We start from the raw sequence: 22,544 nt of genomic DNA on the forward strand, positions 1-22,544 counted from the left end.
TCTTATTGAGGTATGGTGTTATGCCCCGCTAACCTGTTCTATCACTTTATAAAATATCCAAAAACGACACAATTAAAGGTCAATAAACTCCCGGCACCAAACGCCAGCTTTGTACACAATAATCGCTCCACTGCATTCTAAACACCTGTGCCAGCGCGCGTTCTTCAACGCGAATACGGTATAAAAAGGCTGCCAGTGCTGGAAGCATCATCAGCGCAATCGCACCCATATTTCCCATCAGCACGCCAACGCCCATCAACGTCAAAAGTGCACCTATATAAGAGGGGTGACGGATGAAGCGATATGGCCCTTCACGCAACAAGACTTGCTCAGAAGACAAAGCAACATCAACCGTAAACCAACGCCCTAAACGGTAAATAGCATACCAGCGTAATATCAGCCCTAAAAAGGCCAATACTGCCCCGAAAGCCATAACAGCCTCCGTCTTAGGCAGCATCCACACAGGAAAGAACCTCTGGGCTTGGAATGCTGCGGATATGGAAACAGGCAATATAATCCAAAATAAGCGCAGCGTGCTTTGGTCACGGTTCGTTGTGTCTCCTGACCTACGCCGTAGAAGAAGGGCTATTTCCCCGAGCGAGAAAACAACCACAAAAAATATCGCTAAATTGAGCATGAACGGTCACTTTTCAAAGGAATTTCATTGAATTTTTTCAACGATTCCACTGTGATCTAAAGAATTATTTTTAAAAATGGACCAATGTCACCTACCGAATATGACAAATATCACTTCGTGCACTCTAAAAGCCTAAATCAAAAAATCGTATGTATAATTTTTCACAAAACTCTGATGATAATTTCGATTATACTGGATGTATGCTTTCATATAATTACCCATAATAGAGTAAATAAATTCAAATATTTTACAAAAGTTATTAATATATAATACGTATATAATTTACTACACACTCTAATATATAATTATAATTCAAAAAAGTAATTATGAATTTACTTTGTTAAACTCCATTTGACCGGATATTTTTTATTTTTAATACTTAAAGGACCTGTGAAAAGCGATAAACTGTTGAGCCTTATTCCTTTTGTAGGAATATCGTTTGTGAGACTATCGCACTTTTAAAATCAGGGTGCAGGGATCAAGATCCCTGCCGGGTCTGGGCAGCGCCCAGAATCAAAGACGAATACGTCTTATCCTAAAAGCAGCGCGACCTTCGTCATGAAAGCTTCGCGTTCACCTTTCGCGAGAATTGGTGCTGCATCCGCAATTGCATCCAACCAACGCTCTAGCTCAGGCTCTTCAGCCTTTGCGAAATTACCGAGCACATGACCATGCACACGGTCTTTATGGCCGGGGTGACCAATTCCCATCCGCACACGCCAATAATCTGGCCCGGGCAAGCAGCGATCCATAGAACGCAGGCCATTATGCCCAGCGGCACCACCGCCACGTTTGATACGCAATTTAGCAAATGCCAAATCAAGCTCATCGTGAAACACGGTAATGTCGGATTGTGGAATTTTGAAAAACTGAGCCGCCTGCTGAACACTATCACCGGAAAGGTTCATATAGGTCAGCGGCTTGAGGAGCAGAATTTTCTGCCCCCCAATATTTCCGTCAGCAGTTTCACCGCGGAAACGCTTGCGCCATGGGGAGAACCCATGACGCGCGGCAATGGCGTCAACCGCCATAAAACCGATATTGTGTCGATGACGGCTCATCCCCGGCTCGGGATTGCCGAGGCCGGTCCAGAGCAGCATGGACTTACTCCGCAGCAGCGTCTTCAGCGTCTGCGTCAACGCTCGGAGCAGCAACAGACACGATCACGAGGTCAGAAGGCTGAGAACCGGTCAGCTTTGCGCCTTCCGTACCCTTCAGGTCTGTCCAACGAACGGTGTCGTGAATGTCGAGACCGCTGATGTCTGCAACGAAGTGCTCAGGAATCTTTGACGGATCAATTTCAACGTCAACAGAATGATACACAACATTCAGAACGCCGCCGCGCTTTACGCCCGGTGCTTCGCCTTCAACAGCAACTGGCACTGCAACGTGGATCTTGTGGCCCGGTGCAATACGCTGGAAGTCAACGTGGATCGGTGCGTCAGAAACCGGGTGCAGTTGCACGTCACGGATCAGAACGGAAGCCGTAGCACCGCCTTCAATTGCGAGCGTGTATACGCGTGAAGAAATACCACCACGATACAGCTCCTTCATGATGAGGCGCGGATCGATGGAAACAATTTCAGGCTCTTGCTTGTTGCCGTAGATTACAGCTGGAACAAGACCTTCACGTCTCGTAGCGCGCGCTGCCCCCTTACCAGCCTTCGCGCGCGGAGAGACAGCAAGTGTCGTCAATTTGGTCACTATTTTACGCTCCTGCGTAGAAAAAATTCATAAAACACAGACCTCCAGGGGTGCCTGTGCGTGCGGCGACGTAGCTGAAAATGGCACTCTGCACAAGTTTTTTCGCACAAAAGCGCCATTTATCCGCAAAGTTATTATTGAGGTGTAATCGCTTTTAACACCAAAGCAGGCGTTAGAATCTGTGGCAAAACAACCCCTTCCCCATGGGGCGGGTAGTACACATAAAGCGGCACACCATCGCGGCCATGCTCTTTCAAGAAAGCTGAGATCGTCGCATCCCGATTCGTCCAATCCCCCTTCAAATAGGCCACATGATTTTGGACAAACCCCTTTTGTACAGACGCCACATCCAACGCTACACGCTCATTCACCATGCAAGTGATGCACCAAGACGCCGTCATATCCACAAAGACAGGTCGGCCATCAGCCCGCAAAACCGCTAAACGGTCTGGCGTATACGCTTCAATCCCTGCCTGCTGTGAAGGCGCGGCAACAGCCTGTACCGGCGCACGCACAGCCTGCGTTAAAGCGCCAACACATGCCAGAACAGCTAACGCCGTCAGCCCACGGCATAGCCAAACCGTCCGGTCTGCCCCTTCCATAATGGCGCGACGCTGCCCAATGCCATGCAGCCATGCCGCAATCGCCAGCAGCACCAAGCCACCAGCCACGGTCACCACAATATCAGCCCCACGCTGAACAACAGAAACCCACAACAGCCACACGCAGGTCGCCAACAATGGAAATGCCAGAACCTGTTTCAAGATATTCATCCATGCACCCGGCTTAGGGAAGCGAGAGGCCACTCCCGGTACGCCTGCTGCCAGCACATAAGGCGCTGCAAGGCCAAATCCCATGGATAAAAACACCAACAGCCCCATCACCGGTGGCCCACTCAGTGCCGTCGTAATCGCAACACCCATGAATGGTGCCGTGCACGGCGTTGCAACGATCACAGCTAACAAGCCGGTCATGAGGTCATTCCCTACACCATGACCATTGGTTTGGATTTGCCCCAAACGACCCGCGCTAATCTCAAAAACCCCAAGCAGGTTCAACGCCATGCCAAACAACAACCAGCAGACCGCCACCACGAAGCCTGTTGATTGAAACTGGAAGCCCCAACCGGCAGCGGACCCGGCCATACGCAGCCCAATCATAATACCGCCGAGCACGGCAAAAGAGCCCATCACCCCCACAGTATAGAACAACGCGCTCCGCAATTGGGCAGCGCGGCCATGCCCCCCCATACGCGCTAACGACAGAGCTTTCATCGCTAAAACAGGAAAAACACACGGCATCAGGTTCAAAATCAACCCGCCGATAAAGGCAAAAGCCATCATACGCAGCCATCCCGCTGCGTTTGGCGCTGGCTCCGCCATAACGGGTGAGACTGAAGGTGCCGCCACCACTGCGCCCGGCTTCACCGTCACCGATAAAGCACTTTCTTCCCCATGCGCATCTTTCAACACCACAACACCGCTCAAAGCAGCATCACGTTTCGCCGTTTTCTGAAACGGTAAGGCCAAGGAAAGGCTATTATTCTGCACCGTCAAACGCTGCTGCGCGACCTGATCTAAAACGCCATTCTCCAACGGTAAGAACCATGCGTCAGACACCGTTGCTGGCGATAATCCCTTACCGGATAATGTCAGGACACCATCCGCCCCCAATGTCGTCGAAAAGGGAGACGGAACCGGCATATGCGCTTGGGCTGCATCAAAACGCGCCGCATCTCTCCCGACTGGCGCTGCCGCATCAGACGCAGGCAAAGAAAGCGTAAAGTCACCGCTCTCCGGTACACAAACCTGCGCACATACAAGCCACTCCGCATGCGCATGCAGCGTCACGGGGCCACGCCCCTTCAACGCCAATGTCTCAGGCAATAAAAGATCCCCGAGATATGCGTAAGACATCAAACCGCCTTCGCTGATCCGCACAGGCACAGGCCAATGTATCTCTGAACCTTTTCCTTCAGCATCACCAGACGCCGTAACATCTAATGTCGGCTGGTCTCCCGCATCACCCGGATTCACCCAATACGTATGCCAACCCGGCTTCAGCTGTAACCGCAGTCCCACCCGTAACGTCTGATCTGGGCCAACGGCATCACGATCCGTAATCAAACTCGCGGTATCGTTCTCCGAAACAACAGGGGTACTTTCCGCCGCATGAGCCGAATATGTTGTGGCAAAACCACAGGATAAAGCAGCCCATAAGGCCAAAGAACGAGTTACGTTACGCAAGGTAAATCCTCAAACATGCCGAATTAAGGGCCACGATTAGCAGCAATAACATGAGAGATAAGGTGCATCTCCATAATTCACCACCCTGTACGCTATCATAATGATATTTTGCTTCTTGATGTCGTGCTTTGAAATATATTCTGCCCCTGAAAGCAGCTCTGTCAGAGCCGCTGTGCTTTTTACGTCCACACCCGCACCTAATTGCACTAATAAGAAAAACCGGGCTTTTATAAAATATCATTCGGTCCTATCTATTATTCTATGAGCTATATTCCTTTAGCGGGCCTCTCCCTGCGCGATATCGAATACGTCGTCGCTGTTGACGACCTACGGAACTTCTCACGTGCAGCGGAACGTTGCGGCGTCAGCCAAGCTGGCTTGTCAGAACAAGTCCGCAAATTGGAACAGCTTTTAGACGTCACATTATTTGAACGGTCACGCCGTCATGTTGCGCCCACTCCTGAAGGTGAACGCCTCATTACTCTTGGCCGCGAGGTACTGGCAGCAGCTCGTAATCTCTTGGAAGTCGCTCGCGCACGATGCAGCCCACTCGACGGAATTTTGCGCCTTGGTGTCATCCCCACTTTAGGCCCGTATTATATTCCGAGCCTATTACCACGCCTGCGCCACGAATACCCACAACTCTCCCTTCGTTTGACCGAAGGCATGACGGAGAATGTTGTACGCCAACTGCGCGGTGGAGAGTTGGACCTTGCGTTAATGGCCCTCCCCGCTCCTGCGGATACGCTCGAAACCGTTCCTCTGTTTAACGAAGCGTTTTTAGGTGTTTTCCCCGCGACACATGAACTCGCCCAACAAAAAACGCTTAAGCTCCAACAGCTAGGCCGTCATGATCTTTTGCTCCTCGAGGACGGACACTGCTTACGTGATCAAGCCCTATCACTATGCGCAGCACTCCCACGCCCCCGTGAAGGCAGCAGTATCCCACGACTAGCCACCAGCCTCGAAATGCTGTGGCATATGATTGGCGCGGGTGAAGGCTTCTCCCTCATCCCGCAACTCGCCCTACAAAACCGAAGTGATTTCCAAAATTTGGTCCGTATACGCCCCTTTGCCGAAACTGAAGCCCAACGCACTATAGGACTCGCATGGCGTAGCTCTGACCCCCGCGCAGACGTCTTTCGGCGCTTAGCCCACTTCCTTAGAGAAACAACACCAGAGCCTTGCACACCGTATCAAGAAGAGGCCTGAACAGCTATGCAAGGGCTGAGTGCGTTGTAGATAAGGCTTCCACCCGCAAGGCACCCCACGTTCCTTGTAGGCACTCATGCAATGATGGGACTGTACGCACGCTAAAACTAGCGACAAATGGCAAAACATCTTCTGCCGATAATGGCCGACTAATATAGTACCCTTGATGTTGCGTACACCCAATACTCTGCAATGCCGCCATTTGCATCGCAGTCTCCACGCCCTCTGCCGTTAGGGCGATAGACAATTCATGACAGATGACAACAACACCCTGAATAATCGCTTGCGCAGCTTCAACCCGCCCTAACTCGGCAATGAAGCTTTTATCCATTTTCACACGTGTGACAGGAATAGACCGCAAAAAGCTGAGGGATGAATATCCCACTCCCAAATCATCAATCGCAACCTTAACGCCCAGACTACGCAGTGCCGTGACAACAGCATGCACCCCGGGAAGATCTTCAATCATCGCGGTCTCAGTGATTTCAATTTCCAAGCGTTCCGGTGGTAACTGACTTTCCTTCAGTGCAGTGTAAATACTCTCTAAAAGATCATCTTCAACAAAGCTCGTCGGGGATACATTCACGGACAAAATCAAATCATCAGGCCATTTCGCAGCTTCCTGACACGCCGTTTTCATCACCCAACAATCAATAGCAAAAACCGCTCCAATTTCTTCCGCAATAGAAATAAAATCACTCGGTGGAACGGAACCAAGCTCAGGATGTTCCCACCGTAATAAAGCTTCAAAACTCATGACACGTTTTGTACGCCAATCAATCACTGGCTGATAAACAAGGTGAAACTCATTGGTTTCAACTGACCGCCTCAAAGCCTGTTCATATTTTTGCCGCCGCTCAGCTTCATCCAACATCCACGGCTCATAAACAGCACAGCAGCCTTTTCCCGTGCTCTTAGCCGCATACATGGCGCAATCAGCGTGACGCAGCAAACGCTCTGGCGTTACATCCCCCACCATCGCAATCGCAACCCCAACACTGGCACTAACCGCCACTTGCCCAAAGGGTAACTCCTCACACAAAGACAAATCAGCCGCTATACGAGCTGCCATATCCATCACAGCCTCTTCATCAGCACATGATGAACAAAAAACGACAAACTCATCCCCCCCCAAACGGGCGACCAAATCATTAGCCCCAACATTGAGCCGTAAACGCTGCGCAACCAGCCGGAGCAACTCATCACCAGCTCCATGTCCATAACGATCATTTATTTGTTTAAAATTATCCAAATCCAAATAAATAAGGGCCACCATACTGGCCACATCAGAGAGCGCTAAGGCACTGCGCATCATATCCTGCAGCGCAGTACGATTTGCTAAACTCGTAAGAATATCCTCACGTCCACCTTGTAATTTTAAACGTATTTCTTCCAATGCGGCTGCCATTGCACCAATCTCGTCACGCCGCTTTTCTTCCTCAACCGAAACAGAAAATTCACCCTGTGCAATCGCTAACGTTCGATCCCGCAACCTGAGTAACGGCCAAGCAATTTCTCGATACCCCATCAATGCGGAGACCAAAACAAAAACGATTAACGTAATACCTGCCGCCCAGCCACATAAACGTATATCCGACCATGCCGCCGCCTCCAGAAAATCAGCGCGTTGCTGTGCACTAAGCTGAAATGATTTCTCTAAAATACTTAGATCAAATTGTAATTTACGACCCAAGTTAATGTTATCTATAATTATTTTACTTTTATTTATATCATTACTATTTATTGATTTTTCTATGCTATTTTTAACATCATTAAATTTATTAATAAACGATAAAAAATATAAATTCATTCCTTTTTCAGAAGACATTATTTGAAAATAAGAATCCGTTTTTTGAACCAATTTCCAATAAGCTAATACATCATTTTTATTCTGTGTACCGTTCTGCTCATGTGCGATTTTTTGAGCAATATCCAGCATATTCCCTAAAGAATTAGAGGCACAGAGCAACATAGATACGTTGCTGTCGGACTGCCTTAATAAGGATGAGTAATTTACACTAATTTCTCGCTCACTTTGAGCAAGATAAATATTGCTTGTTAAGGAAACAGCACAAAATGAAAATGTTAAGAAAAAAACTTTCCTTCGAATCGAAATATTCCTGAACAAACCAATTCTCCGCACAGAACTTTCTATCTACTGTGCGTTCGGTTTCTTAATGATGTACTAATTATTTTTTATTTACAGAAACATCACTGCTGTATTACGCAAAAAATCCCATAAATTACCGTTTTCAAACAAGAACCCTTTTATATTCGCCGCCTGCGCAGCCTGAATATCCGATTCTTTATCCCCCACCATAAAAGACCGTGCACGATCAAGAGCATGCTCTTTCAGTGCACGTTCTATCATACCAGGACGCGGTTTACGCTCGTCATGATCACAACGATAACGCTCTATCGTTGCTTGAGGGTGAAACGGGCAATAGTAAAACGCATCAATTCGTGCACCACGTTCCGCATAATAATACTGTAAATGGCGATTAAAATCCCGCACAGCGTCTTCTGAAAAATACCCACGCGCAACGCCGGACTGATTACTCACAACAATTACACGGTATCCAAGGGCATTGAGAGTCGCCACAGCTTCAACAGCCCCCGGAATCGGCTGGAAGTGCTCAATTAAATGCGGATACCCCGTATCCACATTTAAAACTCCATCTCGGTCTAAAAAAACTGCTGCCTGCTGAACACGAGCCATCCGTTATACCGCCGTCTGCGCCAGTAACTCCCGCACATACCGCGTAACACCAGTCCCTACATCAGCAAAAACATGGTCACACCCCGTTGCCCGTAAACGGGTCAAATCGGCCTGCGTAAAACACTGGTATTTACCGCGCAACGCATCCGGAAATGGGATGTATTTCAAAATACCATCCGCCACCATCGCCTCCAGCGATAATGCCTCTTCCCCTTGATGGGTGCGCACCGCATTCACCACAGCGTGTGCAACATCATTAAACGGCTGCGCTTTGCCCGTACCTAAATTGAAAACACCACTTTGCTCTGGGTGATCAAAAAACCATAAATTCACCGCCACCACATCATCGACGGAAATAAAATCACGCACCTGCTGCCCAGCGCCATAACCATCATAATCACCGAAAAGCTTCACCTGCCCATCAGCCATAAATTGATTAAAATTATGAAACGCGACAGAGGCCATACGCCCCTTATGCTGCTCACGTGGACCATAAACATTAAAGTAACGGAAACCCGCTACTTGGCTGCGCATCCGCGGCAAAGCCTGCCGTACAACCTGATCAAAGAGTAATTTTGAATAGCCATAAACATTCAAAGGCTTCTCAAACTCTTTTTCCTCACAGAAAGAGGAACTCCCACCATAAGTCGCCGCACTTGAGGCATAAAATAAACGTGTCCCCGTTACAGCACAGCGGTCCAGAAGCGCCTTACTGGTCGAATAATTATTCGCCAGCATATATTGACCATTATGCTCCATCGTATCGGAGCATGCACCTTCATGGAAAATTGCGTGCACATCGCCATAATGTCCACGCGAAAACGCATCATAAAATGCTGATTTATCAACATAATCGCTTATGGATAAATCGGTCAGATTATGGAATTTCTGAGCATTTTTTAGATTATCGACCGCAATGATGTCCGTATAACCACGCTGGTTCAGTCCTTTCACAAGATTAGACCCGATAAACCCGGCAGCCCCGGTCACAACGATACGGCTCGACATCACGCCTCAACATTCACATTACAAAAAGAACTTACTCTTTTGCACATTGAGAGGAAAATGTGAGGAGAGACAAGGAAAAAGACGCGGCTAACACCCCCGCCTTCAGCTACCCTGCAACCGATCCGATGCGAGCGTCGCAAGCATTAAAAGACCAATCAGCGGCACAAATGCTACCATTGCGATTTCAGAAATAAGACATGTTGGAAGACCAATAAGATGTGTCAGTGTCGTGGATATCATGATGTAAACTCGCCTATTTTTTACGCCAGAAGCAGCGTTGGCGGGGGGATATCTACGAATTCATTCGTCCACACAACAGCGATTTACAGCGTATCAGAACTGCGCTTTTCGCATATTATGCACCCAGAGAAAGGCAGCCAATTCCCCTGCTCATGGCAAAGGGGGTAATGCTCCACGGCGCTTCAATCCATGCCAGCTTAAAAAAGTATCCGCTAAGAAAAACGATAACGCCCCAACCGTACACATCAAAGCCAAACCAAAAAGCGCTAACATCCAAGACGATGTCCCTGCATCACGCAACGACCCAACAAACAACGCCATCGCCGCGCCGCACGTCGCGGCACCCCCCGTCCCATTCAGCAAAATAGCCGCATCCAACACAAAAATACGCCGCTGCAAATGAACAGCATGCGCTTCCAAATGCTTACGATCCACGGGCTCCATCGGCGCTTCACTCTCCACAATTGGAGCCGTAAGTTGTTTATGAATCGCCTCTAAATGATCTGATACACGGGCCAGACGCGTGTTGAACACGTTAATCAAAGTCCCAATACCGGACAGCATGAAAACCGGCGTCAATGCAACTTGGATCAGGTGTGCCGCGCTACCCACAGGGTCAATATCGGTGGAAGTCTGAAAAAACATAATGTCTCTATCGGTTCCGCTACAGTTCTTCGCGCTTGAAAGCCACGCAACATATGGCAGCCCACCGCCCGAATACGCTCTATAACGCCCCCCTACTGGAAAGGCTTCGTCCTTATAGAGTAATAAATACCACACCTCACAACACGGAAGGATGGCACATGCGCCTCTGGCGGCCTCTCTCACGTCTCGCGCTTTTTATCGGCACGTCCTTCGCTGCATTGACCGGCCCTCTCGCTCCAGCCCATGCAGCCGAAAGCTGCACTGGCCTTGCTCAACATGTTGAGCTCAGTTGCCAGAGTTGGACCGATATTAACGCGCAGCTTCAGGCCGGAACGCACACCATCATCATTCCTATTGGTGGAACAGAACAAAGCGGCCCCTTTATCGGCGTTGGCAAACATAATGTCCGCGCCCTTGCCCTAGCGGATATGATCGCCAACACCGTTGGGCAAACGCTCGTTGCACCCGTCATTGCTTATGTCCCTGAAGGCAGCACTACACCACGTACGTCCCATATGCGCTTTCCCGGCACCATCTCTGTCCCCCCCACCGTGTTCACGGGCCTTCTCCAAGGCGCTGCTGAAAGTTTCCGTGTACAAGGCTTCCATAATATCATTTTTCTCGGGGATCACGGCGGCTATCAAAGCCTGATGACCGAGACGGCCCAAACCCTCAATAAACGCTGGAAAGGCACCGCTTACGCCCTCGCCGCCACCAGCTATTATGAAGCTATTCCCAACGCATTCGCTGATGCCCTCCGCGCCAAAGGCTATGGTGCAGATGTTGGCAAACATGCCGAACTCAGCGACACATCTCTCATGCTGGCTGTTGACCCATCTCTCGTCCATAGTGATGCTTTACGACATGCGTCAAAGCCAACCACAGCAGATGGAGTCTATGGAGGCGATCCGCGCCCTGCCACAGCAGCGCTCGGCCAGATTGGTACCTCTCTTCAAATACAGGCCGGGGTTGCGGCCATTCAATCCTTTAAGGAGAAGCACCCATGACATTTACCCCTCGTTCCCTCCGCGTTGCTAGCGCTGCCGCGTTGAGCCTGCTGTTCGGCACAGCACTCTCCGCACATGCACAAACAGTGGACACTACACCAGCACAGCCAATAGCCGCACCAACCCCGGCAGATGCAACGACCGCTCCTTCCACTGTGCACACCATTCCGGGCATGCCGGCCGTCATCAACCCCAACAACATTTACAGTGAGGCAAGCGCTGGCCGGGTTGCCCCAGCCATCGCCAATGACCCCGCACGCATCTATGTGCCCAACCTGCGCGGCAACAGCGTTTCCGTCATTGATCCGCAGACCTTCAAAGTCGTGAAAACGATTCCAGTTGGTCGTTCACCACAGCATGTAGTGCCAAGCTGGGATCTGCGTACCCTTTGGGTCACAAATAACAGTGAAGGGCGCTCTGACGGTTCCCTCACCCCCATCGACCCTGCCACCACATTACGCGGCAAAGATGTGGTCGTAGATGACCCGTACAACATGTACTTCACCCCCGATGGCCGCTACGCTATTACCGTTGCTGAAGCCCATGAACGCCTCGATTTCCGTGACCCGCACACCATGGAACTCAAAGGCTCCGTCTCAGCACCACAATGTAAGGGCATCAACCATGCCAACTTCGCAGCCGATGGCAGCTACGCCATCTTTACCTGTGAATTTGGCGGTTATGTTGCCAAAATTGATACCGTCAATCTCAAACTGCTCGGTATGCTCAAACTGTCACGCGGCGGCATGCCACAAGACATTATGGCCGCACCAAACGGACGTAAGTTTTACGTTGCAGACATGATGGCCAACGGCGTGTTCGTCCTCGATGGCGATACATTCCGTGAAACCGGCTTCATCCCCACCGGCATCGGTACGCACGGCATGTACCCAAGCCGCGATGCCAGCGTGCTCTACGTTGCTAACCGTGGTTCCAACAAAATCCATGGCCCACGCCGCGGCCCCGGCAGCGTCTCCGTGATTGATTTTGCCACAGACAAAGTTCTGAAAACATGGCCCATCCCCGGCGGCGGCAGCCCCGATATGGGCAATGTCAGCGCAGACGGCAAGCTCCTCTGGCTCTCCGGCCGCTTTGATGACGTTGTCTACGCCATTGATACGGATACCGGTGCAGTCCGCAAGATCCCCGTCGGGGCAGAGCCACATGGCCTCGCCGTCTGGCCACAACCCGGCCGCTACAGCATCGGCCATACAGGCCTCATGCGCTAAGTTATAGCCCCACAAAAAAAGCCCCGGTTCACGCCGGGGCTTTTTTACATCCACTTCACACGGTCACATCATCCAACCGTTTTATTAACCGCCAAACCACCTGAAGCCTGACAGACCGGCATAATCTCCATCGAATTCACATTCATATGCCACGGCAAACGCACCAGCCATGAGACCGTCTCTGCAATGTCTTCAGGCTGCAAGGGCGTCGTCCCCGCATAAACAGCTTCAGCCTTCGCATCATCGCGCAAACGCACATTGCTGAACTCACTGCCACCACATAGGCCCGGCTCAATATTCGTCACACGGATTTTCGTGCCCAACACATCCGTGCGGAGATTACGGCTAAACTGGCTCACAAATGCTTTGGTCGCCCCGTAAACATTTCCGCCCATATACGGATATGTCCCCGCCGTACTACCAAGCGTCATGATATACCCAGCATTACGCGCCACCATTTGCGGCAAAAAGGCCCGCGTCAGTTCCACAACACCAGACACATTCGTGGCAATCATCGTTTCCCAATCATCAGGATTCGAATCCTGTGCCCGATCAACACCTAACGCCAAACCCGCATTATTGATCAGCACATCCACCACGTCCCAACCCGACGGTAACCGCTCTGGCAACGCACGCAGCGCAGCTTTGTCCTGCATGTCCAACGTCACAGGAAGAACATGACCTCCCAACTCCGCACGCAATGCTTCTAAACGCTCTGTACGACGCCCCGTCGCAATGACCCGATGCCCATCTCGCACCAATCTCTCGGTAATAGCACGACCAAAACCCGCCGTAGCCCCCGTCACCAATACTGTTTGAGACATCTTACCCTCCACCAACTGCACCCATTGAATACGATGCGATTCCGTCATTATTCATGACAAATGCTTGCAAACAAAGGCGAAATTCTCGCATGTTACACGGATGACGAACACTTTCTCCGGACAGAACGAAAACCTCACTGGGAAACTGCTCATCGCAGCCCCTCAACTCGCTGACACCTTTTTTGCCCAGAGTGTCATCTATGTATGCAGCCACTCTACCACCCAAGGGGCCATGGGCCTCATTATCAATAAGCGCGTCTTCAAACCTTCGATTGGGGAGATTTTTAGCCAACTCTCCGTAGAACCTAATCCACCCAAGCGCGCTCTCCCACTCTGCCTCGGTGGCCCCGTTGATCATGACCGCGGCTTTATCCTCCACAGCGCAGACTGGCAACATGAAGGCGGCATCACCGTCACGGACAATACGCGTCTCACCGCCAATTTAGACATCCTCAAAGAGATCGCCGCCGGAAAAGGCCCCGAACGCGCTATCATGGCACTTGGTCATGCCTCTTGGTCTGCCGGTCAGTTGGAAAATGAGATCTTAAAAGACTCCTCATGGCTCGTTGCCCCCGCAGACCAAGACCTCATCTTCAGCACACAATACGCCGATAAATGGCGCAAAGCCCTCACCTCTATTCAGATCGACCCATTGCGCCTCTCTCCCCATACCGGAGAAGCCTAAAGCTTGTCAGAAACGCTCCACTGACAATAATTTACCCACTGCTCTACCCAAGGAAATCACACCACTCTCTTAATCCAAAAGGCACCCAACAGAATGGGCTATAAAATGCCCTCCATCTTTGTCACGGTATCATGAACAAAAAGATGCGCCCGAATATAAGAGAGTCGCTTATACTCTCCCCTCTATAGTCTTGGCAGAAAGCATCTGGTTATGTCCTCCGCATTGCCCATCCTCCATGTGTATGAACACTGCCCATTCTGCGTAAAAGCGCGTATGATTTTCGGATTGCATGCACTGCCTTTCGAAAAGCGTATTTTCCTCCATGATGACACGACTGGCCCAACCGAGATGGTTGGGCGTAAAGTTGTACCAATCCTTGAAGAAAACGGGACTTTCATGCCCGAAAGCCTCGATATCATCGCACATATTGAGAAGAGCGCCCCCACACCACTCCTCACCGGCCCACTCAATGACGCCATCACTCAATGGCTCTCCAGCATTGCCGCACCTGCTTATAAACTTCTCATACCGCGCGTAGCCTCTGCCCCATTCCCAGAGTTTTCCACCACGTCCGCACGCGCCAACTTCATCCGCCGCAAAGAAAGGGCCGAACATCCTTTCGGCATTATTCTGGACAACAGCACGGACGACATTCAGCACATCAACCAAAAGCTCCTAGAGCTTGCCCCTCTGATCCAATCCCCTAGCGCCGTAAACGGCACTTTATCTTACGATGACCTGCATCTCTTCGCTCAACTGCGCAGCCTGTCGCTCATTCGCGGAATTCACTACCCAGTTGAAGTTGATGCCTATCGCCACACCATGAGCGAACGAGCGCGTGTACCCTTGTTAGAGGTCTTCGCCGTCTAACCGTCACAGAAACTTTTTGTACAACCCATTGCCTCGCCCATAACAATTTGGCGTAAAGAAACACTATGAAAATGCGTTTTTCTTCCCTCCTCTCCCTCGGCGCGCTCCTCGCCGGGTCCTTGCTCTCCGGCTGTGCGACCACGCCGCAGACATCACAAGATAATACCGCCACCGAACCAACACCGGTCATTCTGGTGTCACTCGATGGCTTCCGGACGGAGTATCTCTCCCGTGGGCTGACGCCCCATATCGCTGCCATCGCACAAAACGGCATCACCACCACCGCGATGCACCCTTCTTTCCCCTCCATCACCTTCCCAAACCACTATACGCTGGTGACCGGTTTGCGCCCCGACCATCACGGCATCGTCGGCAATACAATGACGGACCCCGCTCACCCCGGCGTCACCTTCACAATGGCCAGCAAAGAATCCTACTGGTGGGATGAAGCCGAGCCAATTTGGGTCACAGCCAAAAAACAGGGACTCAAAGTCGCCACCATGTTCTGGCCTGGCTCCGAAAGCGAAATCCACGGCATCCGCCCCGATGATTACAGCGCTTTTGATAAAAGCATGACGGATGATCAGCGCGTTAACAAACTCCTCAGCTGGTTTGATGTTCCTGCCAAAGACCGCCCTCGCTTCGCGACCCTCTACTTCAACACAACCGATACAAACGGGCACCACTTTGGCCCCAACTCACCACAGGTCAATGATGCCCTGCGCGATGTCGATGAAGGCGTTAACCGCCTGATGGAAGGCCTTGCCAGCCGCCACATCAAAGCCGACGTCATCGTCGTTGCTGATCACGGCATGTCCGAGATTGGAGACAACCACTTCATCGTTTTGGATAAGGTCGCACCGGCAGCATCGTTTAACTTTATCACCGGCGGCGCGTACGCTGGCGTCAACGCCCAGCCGGGCAAGACCAAAGTGCTCGAAGCCGGATTGCTCCATAAGCATGACCACATGCAGTGCTGGCGCAAAGGCGAAATCCCTGAGCGCCTGCACTACGGCACCAACCCACGCGTGCCAGATTATATCTGCTTAGCGGATCCGGGCTGGGTCGTGCTCAAAACAAAGCCCGCTGCCAACCACCCTCCCATTAAGGGCGATCATGGCTATGACCCTGCTTCTCCGGACATGAATGCCCTATTCGTTGCTTCCGGACCGGACTTCCCGGCTGGCAAAGTCCTCGCCCCTTTTGACAACGTAGATGTCTACCCATTGGTCATGCAGTTGCTCAAAGTTCAAGCTCAGCCAAATGACGGCACATTAGCACCCTTCGTGCCTTTGCTGACCATGAACCCAACCTAAACCTTCATACCAATACAGGCTGAGAGGTCACCTTCTCAGCCTGCTTCAACTCTCCCCCAACACCACCTATCTGGCACATTGGGGCAGCCTATCCACCCTCATAAAAAAACGACGAACCAAGCGTTACAAACTCCAGTTCACCGCCAGCATCGGCGTTACACTCGCAGCCGTATTACGCCCTTGGAATGTGATGCCCGCACCTGCGATCACACCCACCATCCCCGTAATATTATACTCCAAAGCTGGCGCAATCATGAGCGAGTAAGAAGCCGGCGCATTATCTTGGAACACACTCCCCCCCTTACTCCGTCCATGCACACGCACAGCATCACTCTGCGACACGATAAAATCCGTCGCAAAAACCCAATGCTTGGTAATGCTGTACTCGTTTGACAGATTAAACACCGAACCCTGCCCAACGGAAACATGCCCTTCAAAACCCGGCAATGTTCCATAAACAGAACGCCCTTCAAGATGGCGCCCCGTCGGCACAACATAAGAGTAATTCAACCGCACACGATCTAAGCGACCATTCGGCAACCAAACATAAGACTGTGCAAAAACCGAAAGCTGCTCACTAAACACACCCGACCCAATCGGGTTCGCGGATTCTGATAGATGGTCAATACGCTCAACCGGTAGTGTTTCTTGAAAGTCCAACGACACTGTCGGCAAAGAGCTTTCCTTCGGCGGATGCCAAATCCGATATTGCATTTTCACAGCAACATCACCCACGTGAATCCCACGATATGGTGCAAAAGCACGGCTACTATTATAGCCAAAATTAGCCTTCACCCCGACCATAAGGTTCGAGGTCAAGCCATAATAAAGTGGGTTAAAAGAGCGTACATGATTCACCACTGGCCCTGACTGATGCTGCCCTCTGGCCGAGTACGTGCCGTAAGACATCACATTCCATAAATACGGCTCAAAGAACGCACTCCCTTGTGGCAGTGTCGCCGCCGTCGAGGAATACAACGACCCAGTCACCCAAAAGTCATTCAAGGACTGACGCTGGTCATTCGCCTGAGCAACACCAGCCGAAAATAACACAGCAATAATAGCGAAGGGTTTTAACCTCTGCTCTGAACACAACCTAAAAGAAAACCTATTCTTTTTAAGATACGTGCAGAACGTCAATCATCATCTCCTCAAACATTATCGAGATGAGCAATATTCGTGAAGTCGTTGCAAAAACAGTACAAATAGACACCACCCCGAAGCAGGCTATTTGATACAAAATATTGCTCTATAATAAAAAACCGTCACATCCGAGGATATGACGGCTCCCACCACATGGTGGTGGTACTGCTTTTCCCTGCCACCATGACTTTAGTGGCAAGGAATAACAGAGAAAACAACTCTTTCTTTAAAGTAAAAGAAAAAAGTTTTATTTCGTTTTCGTTATGGGCGACGACGGCGGCTAGAGCCATCACCTGTCGGACGGCCACCACGTGAGCCGCCTTCTGGGCGGGAGCGGTTCGGACCTGCACCACCACGGCCCTTATAGCCGCCACCAGCACCACCACGTGGGCCACCCTTACCAAAACGCTTGCCTTCGCCCGGATTACGACCACGCGCACCGTAGCCACCACCCTGTGGCGCTTCTGAGGCTTCAATCGTCACTTCATCAGCATCTGCACCAGCAAGGCAGGACTTAAAGCGATCAACGCTTTCATCCGCGATTTGGAAGTGTGTCTGCTCTTGATCGATACGGATGCTACCGATTTCACGCTTCTGCACACCACCCAAACGGCAAATCAGCGGGATCAGCCACTTCGGATCTGCACGCTCCGTACGGCCAACGCCCATACGGAACCACTGGCCAGCCATAACACGCTCTTCACGCGGCGCGCGTTCTGCGCGCTCACCACGTTCGCCGCGTTCACGACGCGGTGCCTCAATAGAGACAGGGCGCAGCGCTTCAACACCTGGCAGACGCGCACGGTACATACCAACCAATGCTGCGGCCAAAGCCTTCGCGTCATGCGTTTCCGCAATCTTCGTGACCAGCGCATCATCTGTTTCACCAGAAGCTGCCGTCAAAATTGGGTCTTCAAGCAAACGTTGTGCATCTTGCTCTGCAATCGCGTCTGCCGTTGGAACAGCATCCCATGATGCATTCAGCTTTGCCAATGCCAAAAGGCGCTCAGCACGGCGGCGCTGGCTGAATGGCACCATAACAACGCTGGTACCCTTACGGCCCGCACGACCGGTACGGCCTGAACGGTGAAGCAGTGTTTCAGCTGATGTTGGAATGCTCGCATGAATCACAAGATTCAGCGCTGGTACGTCAATACCACGTGCCGCAACGTCCGTCGCAACACAAACACGAGCTTGACCAGAACGCAGGCTCTCAATAGCGCGGCTACGCTCATTTTGTCCCATCTCACCAGAGATAGCGACTGATGCAAAGCCACGCTCCAGCAGAGCGGCCTGAACCTGATTCACCATCATACGGGTGTTACAGAACACCATCGCCGTTGGGCTTTCATAGAAACGCAGAACATTCACCAAAGAACGTTCGATTTCCTGAGGAGCCGTCACAACCGCACGATACGTAATATCGCTATGCTGCTTCGCACCGCTGACCGTATCAACACGTGCAGCATTCTTCTGGTAACGCTTTGCCAGAGAAACAATTTCACGTGCGATTGTCGCAGAGAACAGCAACGTACGACGCTCAGCCGGAGCACCATCCAGCAACTGCTCCAACTCATCACGGAAGCCCATATCGAGCATCTCATCCGCTTCGTCGAGTACGACGCAACGCACAGCGCTCAGATCAAGGGCACCACGAGAAAGGTGATCACACAAACGGCCCGGCGTTCCCACAACGATATGAGCGCCACGGTTCAGTTCACGTGCTTCACGGCGCGCATCGGTGCCACCAATGCAGCTCGCAATACGTGCGCCAGTATCAGCATAAAGCCATTCAAGCTCATTTTGCACCTGAATCGCGAGTTCACGCGTTGGGGCAATAACAAGCGCCATAGGCTGTGGGGATGGTGCAAGACGCTCAGCTTCGCCCAGAAGAGTCGGCGCAATCGCGATGCCAAAAGCAACCGTTTTGCCTGATCCTGTCTGAGCCGACACCAGCAGATCCCGCTCATCAAGTCCCGGCTGTAAAACAGCTTCCTGAACAGGCGTAAGCTGTTCGTAACCGCGTGCTTCAAGCGCGCGTTTGAGTGCGGGATGGATATCGGAAGACAACATGGGCAACAATTACTCGACAAACGTCACGCCGACGTCAAAAATGCGGCGGCAGGGAGGGGTGGGATAGAGACTTATGCGTCAAAAAGCCAGTAAAATACCGAAAGGTATTGGTCTGCCCCTCCTGACATCCCCCCTCCAGCACAGCTCTTCGCCGCGTGAACGATCAATTGGGCATGTTTAATCGCGTGAACGACGCCCAATCAAGGCACGAACCGTGTCGTGCCAGCCGTTAAGATCTTCTGGAGGGACCACTTCCCCTGTATCAAGATCCACGAATCCAGCACGAGATAGCAGAATACTTATCAGACGGCTACGATCTTCTGCTTCTAAAGCCTGCCAAAGCGCAACGGCCTTCTGCGGGTAGAAACTATCCCCAAACGTCACAATCAGCGGTGCACCGGGCTTTAACACACGGTGTAGCTCATCAAAAACGGCTAAAGGTTGGGTCAAATACGCCACACCATCACAGAGCGTCACCGCATCTAAACTCTGATCTTCAAAGGGCAGAATCGGATTTTCGTTTAAATCCTGCACTTTACGCTTCGTCAAAACAGGATTCGCTTCAAGGGTTGTTTTCGTCACCCCCAGCCCTGTCGCCTCAGAAAACTTTGCTTCTTCCGGATAATGGCTCAAAGAGCCAGCCATCAGATCCAGAACACGCCCCCCAACCGGCAACGCTGTCTGATACAAGGCCGTAACCGCCGTACGCGCCCCCAAATCCATCAATGTATCGGGCAGGCGGTCTGCATAAAACGCCGCATCCGGCGCATCATCAACGCGCGTAAAGGCTGCGGCATGAAACCCTTCAAGCTGTTCTACCTTGCTCATTCCACCTCTCCTCGATTTATAACCCGGTCACTTAGAAATCCTCTCTCCCGTAAATCATGTTCTCCGTGCGTCAACCCGCCACATGCGCTAGAAGACCCCCGCCATGACTCTATCCTTCACGAAAATGCACGGACTCGGTAACGATTTTGTTGTTATCGACACACGCCACTCTCACTCTGTGCCCAGCACAGATATGATTAAACATCTCTGCGACCGGAGATTGGGAATCGGCTGTGATCAACTGGTCCTGCTCAGCGCCCCCACTCATGACGGGGCCGATATTTTTGTGCGCTTTTTTAACCCGGATGGCTCAGAAGCCGGTGCTTGTGGCAATGCCTCACGCTGCGTCGCCCTCTACTTACAGGACCTCTCAGCCCCCACACTCCAAACGCACGCAGGTCTCCTCTCCACCTCTCGGCAAGGAGACATGATCACCGTCAATATGGGAGCGCCACGTTTGGACTGGCAGGAGATCCCTCTCAACCATGCGTGCGACACGCTGAATTTGCCCGTGCAGGGCATCACACCACACCCTGCCGCAGCTTGCTCCATGGGCAACCCACACGCCACCCTCTTTCATGGCACCCAAGACGCTGAAACCCTCGGCCCCATTCTTGAACATGCCCCCCTGTTCCCAGAACGCGCCAATATCGGCTTTGCGGAAATCCTTTCCCCAACACATATGCGCTTGCGTGTCTGGGAGCGTGGTGCAGGCCTCACCCCAGCTTGCGGTTCTGGTGCTTGCGCTGCTGTCGTCAACGCAGCCCGACGCGGCCTGACAGAACGCGCCTGTACGGTCGATGTCGATGGCGGCACACTGCATATTGACTGGCGCGATGACGGCACTGTCTGGATGACCGGCCCTGCTACCCGCGTTTTTGAGGGAACACTCTCATGACGTCACCCAAGGTTCTCACTTTTGGTTGCCGCCTCAACGCCCATGAAAGTGACGTCATGGCGCATCTGGCAGAAGGCGAAAACGCCGAAGACACCATCATCGTCAATACCTGTGCCGTCACCGCCACCGCAGAGCGCCAAGCACGCCAAGCCATCCGCCGCGCTCACCGCGAAAACCCCAATGCCAAAATTGTCGTCACCGGTTGCGCGTCTGAAGTCGCGGAAGAAAAATGGACAGTCCTTCCCGGCGTCTCCCGCGTGGTCAAAAACACCGATAAACTGAACCCCAAACACTGGGGCACACCGCAGACACAAGCCCAACGCCCCAGCACTCCGCCTTCACGCCACGCCCGCGCCCTCTTGCAAGTGCAACAAGGCTGCGATCACCGCTGCACCTTCTGCATCATTCCCTATGGCCGCGGCGATTCACGCTCCACCCCCCTGCCAGAAGCACTCGAACGCGCTCAAGCCCTCGTCGATGCTGGCCACCTAGAAATTGTACTCACGGGTGTAGACGTAGCCTCATGGCGCGGCCCCAACGGTGAAGGCTTTGGCCATATTTGCCGCTCCCTCTTAAAAGAACTCCCAGCCCTCCAGCGCCTACGCCTTTCCTCAGTAGACCCCGTCGTACTCGACCCAGACAAAGGCGATGCTGACCTCTGGTGGCTTCTTGAGAATGAGCCACGCCTCATGCCGCACCTACACCTCTCCCTACAGGCTGGCTCTGACCTGATCCTCAAACGCATGAAGCGCCGCCACACCACCAGCAGCGTTGCCCATAGCTTGGACCGCATCCGCGCCATCCGCCCAGAAATCGGCATCGGCGCAGACCTCATCGCCGGCTTCCCAACCGAAACCGATACGCTGTTCCAAGAAACCCTCTCCTTCATTGAAACGCAGAAAATCCCTTTCCTGCACGTGTTTCCTTACAGCGAACGCCCAGAAACCCCGGCCGCCCGTATGCCCGCCGTCCCCAATGCAGAACGCCAAGCCCGTGCTGCCCTCCTGCGTGATGCCGGTGAACGCAATAAAACCGAATTCCTGACGCAATTTGTCGGCACCCAACAAGCTGTGCTCATTGAAACCCCCGCCCAAGGCCACATCGCCAGCTTCGCCCCATTGCGCTTGATCGACCCAGAGACATCGCCCCCACGCGGTACTTTGGCTCCCGTTCATGTCGAATATGTCGAAAACGGAACTCTCTTCGGCACCCTACAGGGCTAAGGTGCTGGTTCTGTCCGTCGTAAAGATGAGAGAGCTT

21 protein-coding genes are annotated in these 22,544 nt (G+C 52.0%); 8 read left to right on the top strand and 13 right to left on the bottom strand.

Features of this window, described 5'->3' with window-relative positions:
* Positions 1-79 precede the first annotated feature (79 nt).
* The 4 genes from KB213_RS02020 to KB213_RS02035 all read right to left on the bottom strand — a co-directional run bounded on the left by KB213_RS02020 (position 80) and on the right by KB213_RS02035 (position 4,587).
* The gene (locus KB213_RS02020) at positions 80-637 is read right to left on the bottom strand and encodes a methyltransferase family protein (RefSeq protein WP_211680390.1); all 558 of its coding nucleotides are present in this window, start codon (positions 635-637) and stop codon (positions 80-82) included.
* 530 nt (positions 638-1,167) lie between these two features.
* On the bottom strand, positions 1,168-1,737 hold the full coding sequence (gene pth / locus KB213_RS02025) for an aminoacyl-tRNA hydrolase (protein ID WP_211680392.1): 570 nt from the start codon (positions 1,735-1,737) through the stop codon (positions 1,168-1,170).
* 4 nt (positions 1,738-1,741) lie between these two features.
* Positions 1,742-2,341, bottom strand: a complete 600-nt coding sequence (locus KB213_RS02030; protein WP_211680394.1) for a 50S ribosomal protein L25/general stress protein Ctc — start codon at positions 2,339-2,341, stop codon at positions 1,742-1,744.
* Positions 2,342-2,475: 134 nt separating this feature from the next.
* Positions 2,476-4,587, bottom strand: coding sequence for a protein-disulfide reductase DsbD family protein (locus tag KB213_RS02035; RefSeq protein WP_346266650.1), 2,112 nt, complete (start codon positions 4,585-4,587; stop codon positions 2,476-2,478).
* Positions 4,588-4,848: 261 nt separating this feature from the next.
* On the opposite strand from KB213_RS02035, the gene KB213_RS02040 reads away from it, so the two are divergent.
* Positions 4,849-5,799, top strand: coding sequence for a hydrogen peroxide-inducible genes activator (locus tag KB213_RS02040; protein ID WP_211680395.1), 951 nt, complete (start codon positions 4,849-4,851; stop codon positions 5,797-5,799).
* 4 nt (positions 5,800-5,803) lie between these two features.
* Here KB213_RS02040 and KB213_RS02045 read toward each other — a convergent pair whose 3' ends face one another.
* From KB213_RS02045 to KB213_RS02065, 5 genes are all read right to left on the bottom strand, one after another.
* The gene (locus tag KB213_RS02045; protein WP_211680396.1) at positions 5,804-7,927 is read right to left on the bottom strand and encodes a putative bifunctional diguanylate cyclase/phosphodiesterase; all 2,124 of its coding nucleotides are present in this window, start codon (positions 7,925-7,927) and stop codon (positions 5,804-5,806) included.
* 72 nt (positions 7,928-7,999) lie between these two features.
* Positions 8,000-8,518: a D-glycero-alpha-D-manno-heptose-1,7-bisphosphate 7-phosphatase gene (locus tag KB213_RS02050; protein WP_211680397.1), complete on the bottom strand. Its 519-nt coding sequence runs from the start codon at positions 8,516-8,518 to the stop codon at positions 8,000-8,002.
* Positions 8,519-8,521: 3 nt separating this feature from the next.
* Positions 8,522-9,526, bottom strand: a complete 1,005-nt coding sequence (gene rfaD / locus KB213_RS02055; protein WP_211680398.1) for an ADP-glyceromanno-heptose 6-epimerase — start codon at positions 9,524-9,526, stop codon at positions 8,522-8,524.
* 102 nt (positions 9,527-9,628) lie between these two features.
* Positions 9,629-9,766: a hypothetical protein gene (locus KB213_RS02060; protein WP_211680399.1), complete on the bottom strand. Its 138-nt coding sequence runs from the start codon at positions 9,764-9,766 to the stop codon at positions 9,629-9,631.
* A 150-nt stretch (positions 9,767-9,916) separates the two neighbouring features.
* Positions 9,917-10,411 (bottom strand): DUF2721 domain-containing protein, encoded by a 495-nt coding sequence (locus KB213_RS02065; RefSeq protein ID WP_068172728.1) that lies wholly within the window; start codon positions 10,409-10,411, stop codon positions 9,917-9,919.
* A 158-nt stretch (positions 10,412-10,569) separates the two neighbouring features.
* Between KB213_RS02065 and KB213_RS02070 the strand changes: the two genes are divergently transcribed.
* Both KB213_RS02070 and KB213_RS02075 read left to right on the top strand, forming a co-directional pair.
* Positions 10,570-11,418 carry a creatininase family protein gene (locus KB213_RS02070; protein WP_211680400.1) on the top strand — a complete coding sequence of 283 codons (849 nt, stop codon included), beginning with the start codon at positions 10,570-10,572 and terminating at the stop codon, positions 11,416-11,418.
* On the top strand, positions 11,415-12,647 hold the full coding sequence (locus KB213_RS02075; RefSeq protein WP_211680401.1) for a YncE family protein: 1,233 nt from the start codon (positions 11,415-11,417) through the stop codon (positions 12,645-12,647). Before KB213_RS02070 ends, KB213_RS02075 begins: the two co-directional genes overlap by 4 nt.
* Before the next feature lie 68 nt (positions 12,648-12,715).
* Here the strand turns inward: KB213_RS02075 and KB213_RS02080 are convergent, their stop codons facing one another.
* Positions 12,716-13,471 (bottom strand): SDR family NAD(P)-dependent oxidoreductase, encoded by a 756-nt coding sequence (locus KB213_RS02080; RefSeq protein WP_211680570.1) that lies wholly within the window; start codon positions 13,469-13,471, stop codon positions 12,716-12,718.
* A gap of 100 nt (positions 13,472-13,571) precedes the next feature.
* Between KB213_RS02080 and KB213_RS02085 the strand changes: the two genes are divergently transcribed.
* The 3 genes from KB213_RS02085 to KB213_RS02095 all read left to right on the top strand — a co-directional run bounded on the left by KB213_RS02085 (position 13,572) and on the right by KB213_RS02095 (position 16,342).
* The gene (locus KB213_RS02085) at positions 13,572-14,156 is read left to right on the top strand and encodes a YqgE/AlgH family protein (protein ID WP_211680402.1); all 585 of its coding nucleotides are present in this window, start codon (positions 13,572-13,574) and stop codon (positions 14,154-14,156) included.
* Between the two features lie 210 nt (positions 14,157-14,366).
* The gene (grxB, locus tag KB213_RS02090) at positions 14,367-15,026 is read left to right on the top strand and encodes a glutaredoxin 2 (protein WP_211680403.1); all 660 of its coding nucleotides are present in this window, start codon (positions 14,367-14,369) and stop codon (positions 15,024-15,026) included.
* Positions 15,027-15,091: 65 nt separating this feature from the next.
* On the top strand, positions 15,092-16,342 hold the full coding sequence (locus KB213_RS02095; protein ID WP_211680404.1) for an alkaline phosphatase family protein: 1,251 nt from the start codon (positions 15,092-15,094) through the stop codon (positions 16,340-16,342).
* 123 nt (positions 16,343-16,465) lie between these two features.
* On the opposite strand, the gene KB213_RS02100 is transcribed toward KB213_RS02095, so the two are convergent.
* The 3 genes from KB213_RS02100 to KB213_RS02110 form a co-directional block, all read right to left on the bottom strand.
* Entirely contained in the window at positions 16,466-17,395 is a 930-nt protein-coding gene (locus tag KB213_RS02100; protein ID WP_211680405.1) for a hypothetical protein, read from the bottom strand.
* Between the two features lie 351 nt (positions 17,396-17,746).
* A complete protein-coding gene (locus tag KB213_RS02105) occupies positions 17,747-19,558 on the bottom strand; it encodes a DEAD/DEAH box helicase (protein ID WP_211680406.1) in 1,812 nt (603 codons plus the stop codon).
* A 177-nt stretch (positions 19,559-19,735) separates the two neighbouring features.
* Positions 19,736-20,386 (bottom strand): methyltransferase domain-containing protein, encoded by a 651-nt coding sequence (locus KB213_RS02110; protein ID WP_211680407.1) that lies wholly within the window; start codon positions 20,384-20,386, stop codon positions 19,736-19,738.
* A 103-nt stretch (positions 20,387-20,489) separates the two neighbouring features.
* On the opposite strand from KB213_RS02110, the gene dapF reads away from it, so the two are divergent.
* Together dapF and KB213_RS02120 are read left to right on the top strand one after the other, a co-directional pair.
* Positions 20,490-21,284 carry a diaminopimelate epimerase gene (dapF, locus tag KB213_RS02115; RefSeq protein WP_211680408.1) on the top strand — a complete coding sequence of 265 codons (795 nt, stop codon included), beginning with the start codon at positions 20,490-20,492 and terminating at the stop codon, positions 21,282-21,284.
* The gene (locus KB213_RS02120) at positions 21,281-22,507 is read left to right on the top strand and encodes a MiaB/RimO family radical SAM methylthiotransferase (RefSeq protein ID WP_211680409.1); all 1,227 of its coding nucleotides are present in this window, start codon (positions 21,281-21,283) and stop codon (positions 22,505-22,507) included. Before dapF ends, KB213_RS02120 begins: the two co-directional genes overlap by 4 nt.
* Positions 22,508-22,544: the final 37 nt, after the last annotated feature.

Origin of the sequence: Neokomagataea anthophila (assembly GCF_018122595.1) — a bacterium.
GTDB lineage: Bacteria > Pseudomonadota > Alphaproteobacteria > Acetobacterales > Acetobacteraceae > Gluconobacter > Gluconobacter anthophilus.

Coding starts and splice junctions, on each gene's coding strand:
- KB213_RS02020 (WP_211680390.1), bottom strand. CDS start 637: ATGCTCAATTTAGCGATATTTTTTGTGGTTGTTTTCTCGCTCGGGGAA.
- pth (WP_211680392.1), bottom strand. CDS start 1,737: ATGCTGCTCTGGACCGGCCTCGGCAATCCCGAGCCGGGGATGAGCCGT.
- KB213_RS02040 (WP_211680395.1), top strand. CDS start 4,849: ATGAGCTATATTCCTTTAGCGGGCCTCTCCCTGCGCGATATCGAATAC.
- KB213_RS02050 (WP_211680397.1), bottom strand. CDS start 8,518: ATGGCTCGTGTTCAGCAGGCAGCAGTTTTTTTAGACCGAGATGGAGTT.
- rfaD (WP_211680398.1), bottom strand. CDS start 9,526: ATGTCGAGCCGTATCGTTGTGACCGGGGCTGCCGGGTTTATCGGGTCT.
- KB213_RS02060 (WP_211680399.1), bottom strand. CDS start 9,766: ATGATATCCACGACACTGACACATCTTATTGGTCTTCCAACATGTCTT.
- KB213_RS02065 (WP_068172728.1), bottom strand. CDS start 10,411: ATGTTTTTTCAGACTTCCACCGATATTGACCCTGTGGGTAGCGCGGCA.
- KB213_RS02070 (WP_211680400.1), top strand. CDS start 10,570: ATGCGCCTCTGGCGGCCTCTCTCACGTCTCGCGCTTTTTATCGGCACG.
- KB213_RS02075 (WP_211680401.1), top strand. CDS start 11,415: ATGACATTTACCCCTCGTTCCCTCCGCGTTGCTAGCGCTGCCGCGTTG.
- KB213_RS02080 (WP_211680570.1), bottom strand. CDS start 13,471: ATGTCTCAAACAGTATTGGTGACGGGGGCTACGGCGGGTTTTGGTCGT.
- KB213_RS02085 (WP_211680402.1), top strand. CDS start 13,572: ATGACGAACACTTTCTCCGGACAGAACGAAAACCTCACTGGGAAACTG.
- grxB (WP_211680403.1), top strand. CDS start 14,367: ATGTCCTCCGCATTGCCCATCCTCCATGTGTATGAACACTGCCCATTC.
- KB213_RS02095 (WP_211680404.1), top strand. CDS start 15,092: ATGAAAATGCGTTTTTCTTCCCTCCTCTCCCTCGGCGCGCTCCTCGCC.
- KB213_RS02105 (WP_211680406.1), bottom strand. CDS start 19,558: ATGTTGTCTTCCGATATCCATCCCGCACTCAAACGCGCGCTTGAAGCA.
- KB213_RS02110 (WP_211680407.1), bottom strand. CDS start 20,386: ATGAGCAAGGTAGAACAGCTTGAAGGGTTTCATGCCGCAGCCTTTACG.
- dapF (WP_211680408.1), top strand. CDS start 20,490: ATGACTCTATCCTTCACGAAAATGCACGGACTCGGTAACGATTTTGTT.
- KB213_RS02120 (WP_211680409.1), top strand. CDS start 21,281: ATGACGTCACCCAAGGTTCTCACTTTTGGTTGCCGCCTCAACGCCCAT.